Annotated in this window: 14 protein-coding genes; all 14 read right to left on the bottom strand. The window is 39.1% G+C overall.

Annotation, left to right across the window (positions count from 1 at the left end; all coding sequences use genetic code 11):
• Positions 1 to 15: 15 nt before the first annotated feature.
• Positions 16 to 411, bottom strand: a complete 396-nt coding sequence (locus WG989_RS05030; RefSeq protein WP_340427783.1) for a nuclear transport factor 2 family protein — start codon at positions 409 to 411, stop codon at positions 16 to 18.
• A 42-nt stretch (positions 412 to 453) separates the two neighbouring features.
• On the bottom strand, positions 454 to 1,617 hold the full coding sequence (locus WG989_RS05025) for an FIST signal transduction protein (RefSeq protein WP_340427782.1): 1,164 nt from the start codon (positions 1,615 to 1,617) through the stop codon (positions 454 to 456).
• 11 nt (positions 1,618 to 1,628) lie between these two features.
• Positions 1,629 to 1,778, bottom strand: coding sequence for a hypothetical protein (locus WG989_RS05020; RefSeq protein ID WP_340427781.1), 150 nt, complete (start codon positions 1,776 to 1,778; stop codon positions 1,629 to 1,631).
• A gap of 242 nt (positions 1,779 to 2,020) precedes the next feature.
• Positions 2,021 to 3,433, bottom strand: coding sequence for an APC family permease (locus WG989_RS05015; RefSeq protein WP_340427780.1), 1,413 nt, complete (start codon positions 3,431 to 3,433; stop codon positions 2,021 to 2,023).
• A 41-nt stretch (positions 3,434 to 3,474) separates the two neighbouring features.
• Positions 3,475 to 4,791: an agmatine deiminase family protein gene (locus WG989_RS05010; protein ID WP_340427778.1), complete on the bottom strand. Its 1,317-nt coding sequence runs from the start codon at positions 4,789 to 4,791 to the stop codon at positions 3,475 to 3,477.
• 11 nt (positions 4,792 to 4,802) lie between these two features.
• Positions 4,803 to 5,741, bottom strand: coding sequence for a hypothetical protein (locus WG989_RS05005; protein ID WP_340427776.1), 939 nt, complete (start codon positions 5,739 to 5,741; stop codon positions 4,803 to 4,805).
• A gap of 3 nt (positions 5,742 to 5,744) precedes the next feature.
• On the bottom strand, positions 5,745 to 6,614 hold the full coding sequence (locus tag WG989_RS05000) for a hypothetical protein (RefSeq protein ID WP_340427774.1): 870 nt from the start codon (positions 6,612 to 6,614) through the stop codon (positions 5,745 to 5,747).
• A gap of 80 nt (positions 6,615 to 6,694) precedes the next feature.
• Positions 6,695 to 7,666 carry a hypothetical protein gene (locus tag WG989_RS04995; protein ID WP_340427773.1) on the bottom strand — a complete coding sequence of 324 codons (972 nt, stop codon included), beginning with the start codon at positions 7,664 to 7,666 and terminating at the stop codon, positions 6,695 to 6,697.
• Between the two features lie 3 nt (positions 7,667 to 7,669).
• Positions 7,670 to 8,617 carry a hypothetical protein gene (locus tag WG989_RS04990; RefSeq protein WP_340427772.1) on the bottom strand — a complete coding sequence of 316 codons (948 nt, stop codon included), beginning with the start codon at positions 8,615 to 8,617 and terminating at the stop codon, positions 7,670 to 7,672.
• Between the two features lie 7 nt (positions 8,618 to 8,624).
• Positions 8,625 to 9,944: a Zn-dependent hydrolase gene (locus WG989_RS04985; protein ID WP_340427771.1), complete on the bottom strand. Its 1,320-nt coding sequence runs from the start codon at positions 9,942 to 9,944 to the stop codon at positions 8,625 to 8,627.
• Positions 9,945 to 9,985: 41 nt separating this feature from the next.
• A complete protein-coding gene (locus tag WG989_RS04980) occupies positions 9,986 to 10,621 on the bottom strand; it encodes a DUF2306 domain-containing protein (protein ID WP_340427769.1) in 636 nt (211 codons plus the stop codon).
• A gap of 21 nt (positions 10,622 to 10,642) precedes the next feature.
• Positions 10,643 to 12,412 (bottom strand): DUF885 domain-containing protein, encoded by a 1,770-nt coding sequence (locus WG989_RS04975; RefSeq protein ID WP_340427767.1) that lies wholly within the window; start codon positions 12,410 to 12,412, stop codon positions 10,643 to 10,645.
• A gap of 4 nt (positions 12,413 to 12,416) precedes the next feature.
• Positions 12,417 to 13,568: an acyltransferase family protein gene (locus WG989_RS04970; protein WP_340427766.1), complete on the bottom strand. Its 1,152-nt coding sequence runs from the start codon at positions 13,566 to 13,568 to the stop codon at positions 12,417 to 12,419.
• Positions 13,565 to 14,725: a DmpA family aminopeptidase gene (locus tag WG989_RS04965; protein WP_340427764.1), complete on the bottom strand. Its 1,161-nt coding sequence runs from the start codon at positions 14,723 to 14,725 to the stop codon at positions 13,565 to 13,567. Before WG989_RS04965 ends, WG989_RS04970 begins: the two co-directional genes overlap by 4 nt.
• Positions 14,726 to 14,732 lie beyond the last annotated feature (7 nt).

Below are 14,732 nucleotides of genomic sequence, written 5' to 3'. Positions count from 1 at the left end.
TAATTGTTGATGCTATTATTTCATTGCATCTGTAACCTGTTTCGTATCGGTATATTGCTGGAAGCTTGTTGCTTTACCATTGTTTAGCGTCCAGATATGTGTAAACTGGGCTTTGATAACTTTCCCTGTGATCTTATGTTTTGCATTGTACCTGCCGGTTACAATAATTTTGTCGCCGGTTGTTTCATGATACTCATGATCAGACAAGGTCCAGTATTCCCAATCGGCAGCAATACGGCCAAACACACCTGCTGCAACAGCACCCGGCCCGATATAAGGATTGTTGTCTGCATAAGGAAAGTTCTCTGCTTCGTTCCATTCAATAGCTGCGTCCATGCCGTTTAAAAAACCCGGAAAGTCGCCGGTGGCCACAGCCTGATACATGTCTTGAATAATGTTTACGTTTTGCATGATTGAAAATTTTGGGTTTTGATGTATGATAAAAAAGTGATGCTATTTTTCTTTCAGTACCACCAGGCAGCATGTGTTATTATGATAGTCATATCTGCCGGTTTTGGATTTTCCATATTCACCATAGGAAAAAAAGCCTGCCATGGGTGCATCCCAGATCTGTTGAACCTGTTCTATCTCCTCTTTCATTACAGCTCCAAACGATAAATGCCTGCTTACACATGAAAACATGATCAAAGCTTCGGCTTGCTGCTGTGCATTTTCCTTAATGCTTTTACAATCTGCAACAACTGTATCAATGGAATCAAAATCGGGTGGAAGTGAAAATCTGATCTTTGATCCTTGCGGTACCTTTCCGGAGCAAATAAGCGAACGTTCTTCACGGTTTGCAAACATGGCGGTTCGTATTACAGGATCTACATTTTCACGCTCCACCTGCAACGGATAATACCAGGAGCTTAGAAATGTTACAATGTCTTTGTTGCCTTCCTGTTTTATTTCAACACCGAGATAATTCATCAACGTATCCAATGCCGGTTTATCATCAATGGTGTACACAATATTGCCTTCGCTTTTCGTAACAGTTTTTGTAGTGCCAATTGCCTTCCAGCCACAGGTAGCGATTCCTTTTACATCTATTTTATCTTCATCAATAATGAGTGCTACCAGTGCACTGTTATTACTTTTTCCATTGGTAAAAACAAAGGTTGATTCAAGTGCCAGATCATCTGCTGCTTTCCCTCCGAATATGGTTACTTCCTTTTCCGGCGATGAAGTATGTTTTCCAAAACCTTGTATAATACCTTCAACAAATGGTTCACCATCTAAAGCCACACCACTGTTTGCGATGATAAATGCAGGGCTGTTAAATGTTTCTTTTCCGGCAATACCAAGTTTGATTGCATCTTCTAAAGCTGTCTCCTGGCTTGTTTCCAAAAATTCAATTTTAAAACAAGTTGGATTCATGTCGAGCAAGAGAATGACGATGCTGCCTGCTTCCATTTCGCCATCAATAAATTCGCCTGCTGTAGTAGCACCAAAAATCTGAATGCCATTATCGTCCAATAATTTGGAAACCGCTTCTCTGTCTTGTTTAACAGACATGAATACAATGGCTAATGTTGGTTGATAGCCATCGGCCATGCTTTGTTGCAATGCATTTTTTATTTCTTCAGTTGAATTTCCTTTGATGGATCTTGCTTTCATAATGAATTGATTCAGCCTTTATACTGCAAAGAGTAATGCCTGTTGTACAGATTGTTGTTTTGTATAGTGATCGTAAAAAAGTATTGTGCAGATAAGAAAAACATTGCGTACAACGCACTTGCTGCAAGTAAGGAATTGCGGAAGGTTGATTTTGGGCGCATGTTTTTTGGTTTATTAATTACAATGGATGCGCTTTCACTTTACACAATAATATGTACAACTTTCAGAAGCAGTATTGTGCAGTTTAAGGTTGGGATCAGGGTTTGATAAGGTTTGGGTTGGTTTGACTGAGGGTCTGGTTTTATATGCAGGAAGATAACCAAACTTATCCGGTTTTCAATTGAATACGGGATTAAAACGCAAACGAAATTCATCCACAAAAAAACCGACAGATTTGCAAGTGTTATTTATTTTTTGCTTTAAAGTAAAAGTAAAAAAATACGCCACTTAGCACAAGTCCTGAACCGATCAGCGATTGCTTTGGTTCTGTAACAACTGTATTAATAAGTAACGCAATAGAAAACAAGGTAATGAACGCAGGAATAACCGGGTAACCGATCACTTTTGCTTTGATGGTTCCGTTGCGTTTCATCTTAAATAATGCAATTGCCACCAAACTGTAAAACAGAAAACCGGCAAAGATCACCATGTTCGTGAGCATGTCGAATGTGCCTGATATAACAAGAATACAACTCCAGATCATTGTGTAAAGCAAGGCCACAGAAGGCGTACGATATACGGGATGTACGTTCGCTGCTTTTTTGAAGAAGAACTTTTCCTGAGCCATGCGGTAATAGATGCGTGCATGTGCAAGAATAATTCCGTTGATGGCACCAAATACCGAGATCATGATGAGCAGTACAATAAGCGTTTGACCCACGTTGCCTAACAATGTTTCTGCAACCACCGCCGCACCGATCTGGCTTTGTTCAACTGCTTTTAAAGCTTGTAGCGGAAGTACATGCATATAAGCCACATTCACCAAAACATATAACAGCATGGCAATGGCAACACCACTCATGATCGCTATGGGAATATTTCTTTTCGGATTTTTTATTTCACCGGCAATGAACGAAATATTACTCCAACCATCATAGGCCCAAAACGCACTAAGCATAGCAGCCAGCACTGCACTGAATAAGGCCATACCATGTAACTCCTCTGTCGGTTCGTTTGTAATAACCTGTTGTGCTGCACCTGTACCTGAGTAAGATAATCCAAGGATAATAAGTAACAGGATGCCGAGTATTTTGGCTGATGTAATGATGTTGTTGATAAGACCGCCATTTTGTACACCACGATAGTTGACCCATGTAAGTAATACGATCACTGCAATGGCCAGCAACTTGATGCCACTATCCGCAAAAGGAAAAATAAACCCTGCAATTGAAAGATGTTCCAACGATTGAAACGGGTTGCCTAATGGAACAAATACATTCACCGTTTGAGCGAAAATAAAACCAAGTGCAGCAATGGATGCACAACCAATGGTTGTAAAATCGGTCCACCCAAAAAGAAAGGAAAAGAAATTACCAAATGAAAGCCGCAGGTATTCATACACACCACCTGATTCTTCGGTTAAATTGGCAAGGCCGGCAATGGTAAACGCACCAAACATGGTAATGATACCTGCACCGATCCATGCAAGAATAATCCATCCTTCACTCAACCCCGTTTGTGCCATGGGAACGATCTTCTTAAATACACCTGAACCGATCATCATACCTGCAACTAATAAAATACCCGTGCCTACACCAAGAGCACGCTTGAGTGTTGGAGTTTGCTTGCTGGAAGAAGTAGTTGTTTCGATACTCATTAATTTTCGAATGCGTTTTTACTAAAGTAAACAGTTTTCTTTTATTTCTTCTTCGGTTGTTGCTGTGTACTGCAATGAATACCTCCGCCACTCCAGTTTTGCATGATGGCATCAATGAACACGATCTTTCTTCCGGGAAATTGCTCTTCAAAAATTTTCCGCACCTGTTCTTCTTTGTCTTTTGAAGAACCATGAGCTGTGTAAGTGGGTAACAACACGGTTTTATTTGTTACGAGGTAATTCATATAACTGCCTGCGGGTACACGTAAAATACTGTCACCAACAGCCGGTGCTTCTGCGGGAACAAAACTCTTCATGTCCACATCAAATGTTACTTCGAGTGAATCAATTTTTTCCCTTGCCTTTATCTTCTTGGTAATCAAGTCTGGCAATGGAACTTTTATAATGGTGAACGATTTCCCATCCTGGTCCTTTGCATTTTTAAGAATGTTGTAATTCTCATTCATGCGTTCATAATTCATTTGATTGATGGGATTGAGATCTTTTTCTTTTTCATCAACCCATGCAAGCATAATGGTGTGTTCGTTGGCAAAGCGTACAAACTCATCGGTATGTCCACCTGTTCCGCCACCATAATAACCGGGAGCAATACGACGAAAGAAATTCTGCGGATCATCAGCCAATCCTTTTTTCACCCAAATGATATTGGTAACGCCAAGCACACGTTTAAACTCTGTTTCAATGTATTCTTTTTTCAGATCAGGGTTGCGCTGAAAAACAGTTGCTTCGCAAAGAATCAATGTACCGGCTCCATTTACTTCAATGGCGCCACCTTCATGTTTTACATCTGTTTTTAAAATTGTTGCGCCTTCAGCAACAGCCATCAGGCTGTCAACCTTTGCCGTTTTCATCCGGAATTCTTTACGCAGATTCAGGTAATGATCAACACTGTCTTTATTACCGCTATACTTTACTTCCAGGAATCCGGGATAACCATAACTGTTCCATGCAAAATCTGCAACACCTAATTCTCCTTTTCCATTTATTAAAAAAGCAGCACCATGATCTCTTATCCAGTAACGATCACCGGGCATGATATAACTTTTGTACATACTGCTATCTATTCCCTGCGATGCGAGGTATGCTTTTGCTTTTTGCAGTAACGTATCATTGTTAAAAGCAATCTTCACCGCAACATTTCCCGCCAATGCTTTGATGATGTTTGCAACAGCAGGATAATAACCACGTAAACTGTCCCTTTCCCAACCGAGCCACACAGCATCATGTTGCTCCCACTCTGCAGGCATGTAAAATGTTTCTGCAGAGCGTTGCTGTTTGTTGGAAGTACAACTAAGAATAAGGAACATGGTCAGAAGAAGAAAAGAAAGTTGTTTCATGTCTTATAATTTTATTCAAGATGATATGCTTTTTGTAAAAAGCTAATAATACCTGCTGCTTTTGCATGCAATTGTGTGAGCCTCGTATCAAGAATCCTGTTACTTCCTTTTAATTGATGAATACGATAAGCTAAATCCTTGTGCAACGAAGCATCATATGAACGCAGCGGCGGATTACCCGCAGGTTTATGTATGATGTTGTTATCGTCCAGCATTTTATCAAAAACATAAGGATCAAATATGAGTGACATTAGCGGATCAACATCTCTTCGCTCATCCCGTTCATCTGCTATATTGCCAAGAATTGTTTCAACCAGTTTCTGATAACTGATGATGCTGTCCGCTGCCTGCTCATTCCGGATAAGCCTTAATGCTCCTGAATTTTTTAACTGGGTAATTGTTCTGTCGCTTGGTTGAAAACGCCTGGTTCGTATAAGAACTCTTCCTAAATAATAAAATTCACTCTCATTACCTTTGATCGTTTGTGTTTCTAGAAAAAGCATCATGGAATCCAACTGCTCTTTTCTTGATAGTTGGTAAGCAAGATTTCGGTTGATGGAAGCCGTATCTGTTTTCAGATCTTCTATGTAAGATCTGATGAACTGTTTTTCCCTGCTGTTTTCGATTACATGCTCCAACTGGTACTCTGCTAAAAAGCCACAGAACACAGCAAGGAACAACATTAAAAATTCCCAGAAATAACTTTTCCAGTTTTTTTTATGATGTGGTGCAGCAGGGTCGTGGGTATGATGATGTACTTCCATTTCTTGTTCAGTTACGGGTGATGGGTTATGAGTTATGGGTTGGTCTGCTTCAGCAATTGTTTCAGCAGCAGGCACAGTGGTTTCATCAGTTGAAGGAACGTTCAACTGCGGTTCTTGCTGTGGACTATCGTCTGTTGGCGGTGGACTTTTTCCCTCTTCGTTGTGGATGGATTTGTTTTCTTCCATAGTTTATTTCAGATGATATTCATTCTTAAGTTCATTTATCAATTCATCAGCCAGCAACTTCGTCGGCTTTAACCGGATATCAATATTAAAACGAAGATTTCGTTGCTGTACTATGGCCATATTCAACAGTACCATTATTTTATCCCTTTTTGGTTCGAGAGATTCCGTTTTAATTGAAAGGTAATTTTCGATTAATGCCGATGACAACGAATCAATAGATGCAATTCTGTATTTAGATAAAAGCTGGTGGTAAGACGGGTCGATAATTTCATTAATGCTGTTCAATAAAGTATTGCCTCTTGTTTGATGATTACTGAATTCTGCTTCCGTTTGGTTTACCATGGCTTCATACTTCATTAATTTTTCTAACAACGGATAGTTCTTAAAATAACGAAGGCTACCCGAATTTTTAATTTGTTCAAACGTGGCCCGGTTCCACGAAAATGCTTCGGTCCAGTATAAAAATCGGGTGTAAAAGGAAAATGCAGCAGCATTTCTACCCTCCAGATTTCTTTTAGAAACCTGAAGCAAGCTATCTACAAAAACAATGTAGCGTTCCGACTTTATCTGATGAAAATCTGATGACAGTTTATCGCTTTCCAAATCTTTTATTAATGATTTTGCAAACTCCTTTGCTCGGAGGTGTTCTATATAATGCTCACGTTGATTTTCTACAAGAAAGCCAAGTGTAATGGCCAGGAACAACATTAAAAATTCCCAGAAATAACTTTTCCAGTTTTTCTTATGATGTGGTGCCGCAGGGTCGTGGGCATGATGATGTACTTCCATATCTTGTTCAGTTACGGGTGGTTGGTTAAGAGTTATGGGTTGTTCAGCTTCGGCATTAGTTTCATCAGTTGAAGGAACATTCAACTGCAGGTCTTGCTGTGGACTGTCGTCTGTTGACGGTGGACTTTTTTCTTTTTCGTTGTGAATGGGTTTGTTTTCTTCCATTATTTTTTGAAATGATATTCCTGATTTATGTCACCAATTAATTGTTCGGCACTTTCTTTTGTCCAACGTAAAAAAGCATTGTAGTTCTTCAATCCGTCCTCATACCTGGCTACACTATTGTACAATACCTGCAATTCTTCCGGGCTTTCTTTCAGTAAACGTAATGGAGGATTGCTGGAAAAAATTGCTCTTAACTTTTTCATTGAAGAATCCGGCTTAATTTTTTCCATTTGCCATTCCTCTTTGAGTAGTTCATCCATATAGCGGAAATTAAAGAACCTTTGATATACTTGCTCTCGTTCTTCGCCTATGCTTCTAAGAATAAGTCTGTTGACATCAGTAGAACTTACCTTTCGTTCATAATAGGTTAGTATTTTATTCACCAACGAATCATTATTTATAAGTCGGAGATGCCCTGAGTTTTTCAGTTGTGTTATTGCCGCTTCATTAAATGTTACAGCAAATGCACTGCGGTTATTATACCAAAGTTCATACAATCTGTTACCATCAATGTTACCCTGTATAGCTTTAAATATTTCTGTCCGGAAGGAGTCTAATCTCAATCCAGCCTCCACATTCCTGTTTAAAGTATAACCACATCGTGCAGTGTCATACTTTAAATTCTCCACCATGTCATGCATGAATTTTACAGCTCTGTCTTTTTCAATTTTATGCTCCAACTGATACTCTGCCAAAAAGCCACAGAACACAGCGAGGAATAACATTAAGAATTCCCAGAAATAACTTTTCCAGTTTTTCTTATGATGTGGTGCAGCAGGGTCGTGGGCATGATGATGTACTTCCATATCTTGTTCAGTTACGGGTGGTAGGTTAAGAGTTATGGGTTGTTCAGCTTCGGCATTAGCTTCATCAGTTGAAGGAACATTTAACTGCAGGTCTTGCTGTGGACTGTCGTCTGTTGACGGTGGACTTTTTTCTTCTTCGTTGTGGAGGGGTTTATTTTCTTCCATAATTTATTCCAGGTGATATTCTTTACGTAATAGTTTCAACAGCTCTGCATTTACCTCAATGTACTTTTGAATGTGAACCTGGCGGGTTGAGCTTAATACATTACCTAAATAAAAGTTCAGTTTGTTTACAGTATTCTGTCTGTCAAGTTTTTCAGCTTGGTTTATTTTATACGGTACAGTTTCGTTGCTTGCTTCATATTGATGAATTGCTTCAAAGATTGTCTTCCCCTCTTTTTTCATGACCGCATTAAAATCATAATCATAATGGCTAACCAAAATCGGGTTGATATATACTAACCGTTGTTCATGCTCAAGATCCTGCCGGTTATAGATATTTTTTATAGCCACGGTTAAATCGCCAATCAGTTCCTGCAATGTTTCATTTTTAAAATACCGAAGCGACCCGGAGTTTTTTAACTGGTCCAGCATCATGGCTCGTGGTTCAAATAGGGTTGGGCTTCGAAAACTTATTCCATATTCAAAGTTGATGGCATATGTTTTTGAAACATTACTAAGACTGCTATCTCTGAAATAATTAATAAGATATTTTAATGCTGCTTCTTGTTTTAACCTGTTCTCTACTTTTATTGCTGCAGTTACAGAATCTTTTTTAAGTTCTCTATAAAAACTTCTTGCCAACTCTTTTGCTCTGTCTCTTTCTATCTTATGCTCCAACTGATACTCTGCCAAAAATCCGCAGAACACAGCGAGGAATAACATTAAAAATTCCCAGAAATAACTTTTCCAGTTTTTCTTATGGTGCGGTGCGGCAGGGTCGTGGGTGTGATGATGTACTTCCATATCTTTTATGTCTGATGGTGGATTGATGATGCTTGATGTTTCAGCAGCAGGTACAATGGTTTCATCAGTTGAAGGGTTATTCAACTGTGCGTCTTGCTGTGGACTGTCGTCTGTTGACGGTGGACTTTCTTTGTTTTCTTCTTCCTCCATGGTTGAATTATGCTTTATCTATTTTCAAAATCGTTTGCAACAACACATTTGCTCCATTGGCCATATCTGTGGCTGTTGAAAATTCTTTAGGTGAATGACTGATGCCGCCAACACTCGGAATAAAGATCATCGCAGCGGGTGCTATCTCTGCTATTTCCTGTGAATCATGCCCTGCACCGCTTTGCATAAACTTCGTGGTAAAGCCCAATGCTTTTGCTGATGTGTTGATGATCTGCTGTAATTTTTTATCGGTCAATGCAGGCTTTGATTCATTGGCCTGCCGTTCAAAACTGATCTTTGTTTTGGTTGATGTGGCAATGGTTGCTGCACGCTTCTCCATTTCTATAAACAGCATTTCAATTTTTGCAGCATCCAGATCACGGATCTCTAATCCTAACACAACTTTACCCGGAATAACATTATAAGCACCTGGCTGTACTGCAATTTTTCCAACAGTACCTACTTGTGTGCCTTTTACACTGTTCACCACTTCGTTTACTGCAATAATAAATTGAGAAGCAGCCAGCAAAGCATCCTGTCGCAGATTCATTGGTGTTGCACCTGCATGATTGGCAAAACCTTCAACCGTAACTTCCCAATGCACAATACCAACGATACCTTCCACCACACCGATCTGTATTTTTTCTCTTTCTAAAATGCCACCTTGCTCAATATGCAATTCGATCCATGCATGGATATCTCCTTTATTACGCTTTGCTGATTGAATATTATCGGGATTGCCGCCAAGAACTTTGATGCCTTCTGCCTGTGTGAATCCACTCTGGCTTTTTTGTTTTAATCCTTCAGGAGTTAAGTTTCCTGCCATAGCCATACTTCCAATGGTGCCACCTTCTTCATTGGCAAAAATGATCACTTCCAACGGATGTTCTGTAATCACATTATTTTCATTGAGTATCTCAATTACTTCCAATGCACTGATGGAGCCAAGTGTACCATCATAGTTACCGCCATCGGGCACCATATCAATATGCGAACCAAATGCAATTGGTTTGAGTGATGCATTTTTTCCTTTGCGTTTGCCGATAATATTACCTGCTGCATCAATGGTTAGATCAAGCCCCGCTTTTTTCATGAGCTCCATAAACCATGCACGACCTTCAATATCGCCTTTGGTATAAGCTACACGGTAACCACGGCCTTTTTCATCCACACCAAATTTTGCCAGTTCAAAAATGCGGCTTTCAATACGTTTGCTGTTTACGCTTAAAGTGGCTCCTGCTTTTTTAGTATTTGAAAGTAAGGATCCAAATACACCCAAACCAATAACAGTAAGTGATGATTGTTGAATAAAGTTTCTGCGTTGCATAATTTGTAATTTATTTTATAGGAACACTGGTATAAAATCCGCTAAACAATTTCCATCCCGTATCTTTTTTCTTTTCTGTCTCTTATCAACCAATACATCCAGAACAACAGCAATGGAACCAGCCACACAAATACATCTGAAGCCAGAAATGCTGTTGCTTCATTTCGAAATATAGAATTGAATAAGTCCATGGCAAAAGCATCAATTACCCGTATCGTTACAAAGTAAGCTGCACAGATAAAACTGCTGATCATCATTCGTTGATGCATTACTATTCTTCGTTGCTTGATAAAATAAAAAGCAAGGATGATGAACAGCAGCCACAAACTGGTGACTATATATTGTGATGGCATACAAGCCGTGCATCCGGTTCTGGGTAACATCACATACAATGAAGTAATACAGAGCAATGATGAAAGAATATAGAGCTTGCCCGTTTTGCGATGAAAGGAAATGTACTTATTTCGGATTGCAGGTGTGAATTGCAGAACGGCCGTGCAATAAACAATGATACCCGCAAAAATATGCAATGCAAAAATGCTGTTGTCAAAGGTGCTCTTACTTCCCCAATGTTCTAAGGCATCATTGCTGAGATACTTGTACTTCGGTATCAACATAACGAGAAAGAAACCGAAGAAGGCGAACCAAAAAACAGCTATGGAAATTTTTTTAAGCATGTGTTGTTATTTAATTTTTCATCACTTCTTGCTTTCTATCCACCGATTGATTTTTGATTCCAAAATAATCAGAGGAAGGCTGCCATCTTTCAACACTTCATCATGGAATTCTTTAATGTCAAACTTGTTCCCCAATCTCTTCTTTGCTCTTTCTCGTAGTTCAATAATTTTTAACTCACCTATTTTATAACTTACTGCCTGTCCTGCAGTAACCATATATCGCTCTATCCGTTGTACCGCTTCAACAGATGATACAGGTTGGTTCTCCAACACATAGGCTATGGCTTTTTCACGGCTCCATCCTTTGTAATGGATGCCCGCATCTACCACTAATCGAACAGCCCGTTCGATTTCACCATTAAGTCTGCCTAAATATTGATACGGGTCTGTATACATGCCCAATTCAGTTCCTAAACTTTCTGCATACAATGCCCATCCTTCTCCAAAAGCACTTGTGGCATAAGCTTTTCTAAATTCCGGGATATCGGCTTCCTGTTGAATAGCTACCTGGTAGTGATGCCCTGGAATAGCTTCGTGTATAAATAGATCTTCCATGGAGAAATAATTGTATTGAGCCGGGTCACGGATTACTTCATAAAAAATGCCGGGCCTTTTTCCATCTCTTGATGGTCGGGTGTATTCAGCATTAGCACCGGCAGCCCGAAATTTTTCAGTAGCCCGTACTTCAAATTTTGCTTTGGGTGTTAAATTGAAAAGCATGTTCAGTTGTGGCGACATTTTAGTAAGAAAGCTTCTGAACCTATCCAATACTTCCTCTTCTGTTTTAAATGGAAAGAATTTAGGATCGGTTTTTACATATTCAAAAAAAGATTTCAAATCACCTTTAAAGCTAACCTGTGCTTTTACAGAATCCATTTCTTTGCGAATACGGGCAACTTCACTAAGTCCTAAATTGAAAATTTGTTCGGCTGTAATGTTTGTAGTGGTATAATACTTTAGCCACAGCTCATATTCTTTCTTGCCCTTATCATTATCTAAAAGACCAGATGTTGTTCTTGCCTTTGGAATATATTCTGTAACAATATAATCGTGTAATTTTTTGTAGGCCGGTTTTAAAATGTTTTGAATTACATCAGAATAATCTTTCTTTAACCGAATTGCAGCAGCACTATCGATATTGGTTGGTAGCTTTAGTAAAGGTTTATAGAAAACATTTTGTTGTAAAGTAGTTTCAAACAATGCTTTTAATTGTAGTGGCACTTTTTCCATTGCAGCCTTTGGGTTGGTGTTATTTTGGGCAACACCCTTTTTCATATTTGCAATGGCCTGATCAACCCATAGCTGGAAACCTTTCATGCGGCTCATAAAATCCCGGTAATCTTTTTCAGTATTAAAAGGAACAAACCCTGCTCCCGAACCTAATGTTGCAAACCTGGTTGTAAAGCTGAACACGAATTGGTCAACAGGTCTGTAAAACCCCAAAGAATTATTCCATCTTTCGTTTTCGGATTTCAGTTTATAGGTAAGAACATCAATACTCAATAGCTGAGATGCTGTTAAGCCTGTTTTGTTGATGACAGCTAATTGGCTGAGATATTTTTGATTAAGTGCTTTTGCTTTATTTCTATACTCATTGCTGATGGTAATTTCAAGTTGATTGTTGTAGTCGTTGATACCTGCTTGTGTGGCTTCTAATGGATTTAATGCATAATATTCTTTTGAATATTGTTCCAGCAGTGACTCCAATTGAATTGATTGATTTTTCTTTTGCGCCGAAAGCTGGAAGGAAAAAAGATTAATCAAAGTGATAAGCAGGAATGTTATTTTCATTTTTCTAGTTTTTAATCGTCGATAAGTTTTGAGTGATATGTTGTTTTTTCTGAAGCACCACATCTCTCCATTTCATAAACGGTTTTTCAATGACCAGATGCAGTAACCATGCAATCAGAAAACAACATGCAATACAGATCAAAAACATCACATTTCCGTTTTTGTCTATTCCCCAATCAGAAAAGATTTCCTGCGCCATATGAATCACTCCTTTGTGAGAAAGGTATATACCATAAGAAAGTGTAGCAATAAGTGTGGTGACTTTTGAATTCCATTTATACAAAACACTTGTTGGGCAAACAGCTCCCGTTACAAGAAATCCATAGCCTATTGAAATAAAAGGAAACCCAACAATTGAAGTTGTATAAGTCGAAAGGTCAGAGCAAAAGAAATAAGCGATGGTTAACAGAACAAGACCCGCCAGCAGTATCTGATTTCCATAGGCTGAGATTTTATTCCACGTGTTTGGCAGGTATTGATAAATGGCTGCAATGGAAACACCAACTAATAGCCCATCCAACCGATTGTAGGTTGGATAATAAACGAATTCTGTCCACGATGCCAACGAGCTTTCATTGCCAACTGTTGGAAGGTATCCTTCATGCCAGCTTAACAGTCTTGCTGCAAACCCGGCAGCAAACAGTATTATCAAAACCCAATAACCTTTTTTAAAAAGCTGTGTAGTTTGAAGAAAAATTAATATCAACGGAAGAAATAAATAAAAATGTTCTTCTACACACAAAGACCATGCGTGTGAAAATGTACCGAAGTTTATTGCATCTAACCCAAAGTTTTGAGTAAAGGTTAAAAACTTCCACAGTGGAGGCAGCGCTTCTTTTTCCCGAAAAAATGGAACGCAAAAATAAATGGCAACCACTACAAAGTAAATTGGGATAATTCTGAAAAAGCGTTTCAAAAAGAATTCTTTCAACGAAATAGATTTGCCCTTTTTCATTTGTGAAAAGAGCTGCGATGAAATTAAAAACCCACTTAGCACAAAAAACAGGTCAACGCCTGTCCAGCCAAATTGATTAAACTGTGTGGTCCATTCAGGAAATCCAAAATACCCAAGCTGGTAATGGAATCCAAGTACCAGTAAAATAGCTAATGCTCTTAAATGGTCAAGTCCGTAAAGTTTGGATTGTTCTTTTATCATTTTAACCGCTTATATTTTTTCAACAAATCAATTACCAGTTGATGCGGCATTGCATACGATTTGTTTCCGTTAATACCTTCCATGGTTTCTGCAGCAACCATTGCATTGATGATGGCTTCTTCGGTTGCCTGGATAGTTGCTTCAAACAAAGGGTCAATTAGGTCGTTGGGCAACTCATCAATTTTTGTAAATGCCTGTCTTTGAAACGCAGTTAGGTTTGCAGTAGAGAAGGCCATAAAAATATCGCCTGATCCATTTGTTCCCTGCCCACCTACATTTCCAATACCCAGCGTTACCCGTTGAGCAATTCTTTTTAACTGATGCGGAAGTAATGGTGCATCAGTTGCAACAACCACAATAATAGAACCATCCCCTTCCTGACGGTACGATGGAGCGGCTTTTAATTCATTATTGAGTGTGTCGATTAATTCTTTTCCTACAGGTACACCTGCAATTGTCAGATTTCTTTTTCGGCCAAAATTTGCCTGTACAAAAACACCCAATGTATAAGTGGAGTCTTTAATTTTTACAACTCTTGATGAAGTACCACTGCCACCTTTAAAACCCAAACACCTCATCCCCGTTCCGCCACCTATATTTCCCTCTTTTATAAAACCACTCTTTGCATTGTCTAATGCTTCATATGCATGTGTTTCTTTCACATGAAAACCATAAATATCATTTAAGAAGCCATCATAGGTTTCGGCCACAACCGGATAGGTGTACCAAAAATCTTCGGTGTACCAGCCTTTCTTTACATACCATTTTAATACTGCATCTCTTACCGTGCCCACACTGTTTGTATTCGTAATCATCACTGGTCCTTCCAAAAAGCCGGATTCTGTTACCCATGTTGTACCAGTCATTTCACCATTGCCGTTGAGTGAATACCAGTTTGCATAAACAGGATTATTATTCATTCCTCTCGGTAAGATGGCTGTTACGCCAGTTCTTACGGGACCTTTACCTCTTATGTTTTTACCAGTTCCCGAAATGATGGTGCTGTAACCAACCTCCACACCTTTTACATCAGTAATGGCATTGAATTTTCCGGGTGTTCCATCAAACGGGATTCCGATATCTCTTGCTCTTGGTTTTTGTGCGGTAACCGACAAGTTGAAGAGTATGCATACAGCAACTACAAAATTATTTTTCATACTGAGT

Origin of the sequence: Lacibacter sp. H407 (assembly GCF_037892605.1) — a bacterium.
Taxonomy (GTDB): Bacteria; Bacteroidota; Bacteroidia; order Chitinophagales; family Chitinophagaceae; genus Lacibacter.
This window is presented reverse-complemented; position numbering and strand designations above follow the sequence as displayed.

Coding starts and splice junctions, on each gene's coding strand:
- WG989_RS05030 (WP_340427783.1), bottom strand. CDS start 411: ATGCAAAACGTAAACATTATTCAAGACATGTATCAGGCTGTGGCCACC.
- WG989_RS05025 (WP_340427782.1), bottom strand. CDS start 1,617: ATGAAAGCAAGATCCATCAAAGGAAATTCAACTGAAGAAATAAAAAAT.
- WG989_RS05020 (WP_340427781.1), bottom strand. CDS start 1,778: ATGCGCCCAAAATCAACCTTCCGCAATTCCTTACTTGCAGCAAGTGCG.
- WG989_RS05015 (WP_340427780.1), bottom strand. CDS start 3,433: ATGAGTATCGAAACAACTACTTCTTCCAGCAAGCAAACTCCAACACTC.
- WG989_RS05010 (WP_340427778.1), bottom strand. CDS start 4,791: ATGAAACAACTTTCTTTTCTTCTTCTGACCATGTTCCTTATTCTTAGT.
- WG989_RS05005 (WP_340427776.1), bottom strand. CDS start 5,741: ATGGAAGAAAACAAATCCATCCACAACGAAGAGGGAAAAAGTCCACCG.
- WG989_RS04995 (WP_340427773.1), bottom strand. CDS start 7,666: ATGGAAGAAAATAAACCCCTCCACAACGAAGAAGAAAAAAGTCCACCG.
- WG989_RS04990 (WP_340427772.1), bottom strand. CDS start 8,617: ATGGAGGAAGAAGAAAACAAAGAAAGTCCACCGTCAACAGACGACAGT.
- WG989_RS04985 (WP_340427771.1), bottom strand. CDS start 9,944: ATGCAACGCAGAAACTTTATTCAACAATCATCACTTACTGTTATTGGT.
- WG989_RS04980 (WP_340427769.1), bottom strand. CDS start 10,621: ATGCTTAAAAAAATTTCCATAGCTGTTTTTTGGTTCGCCTTCTTCGGT.
- WG989_RS04975 (WP_340427767.1), bottom strand. CDS start 12,412: ATGAAAATAACATTCCTGCTTATCACTTTGATTAATCTTTTTTCCTTC.
- WG989_RS04970 (WP_340427766.1), bottom strand. CDS start 13,568: ATGATAAAAGAACAATCCAAACTTTACGGACTTGACCATTTAAGAGCA.
- WG989_RS04965 (WP_340427764.1), bottom strand. CDS start 14,725: ATGAAAAATAATTTTGTAGTTGCTGTATGCATACTCTTCAACTTGTCG.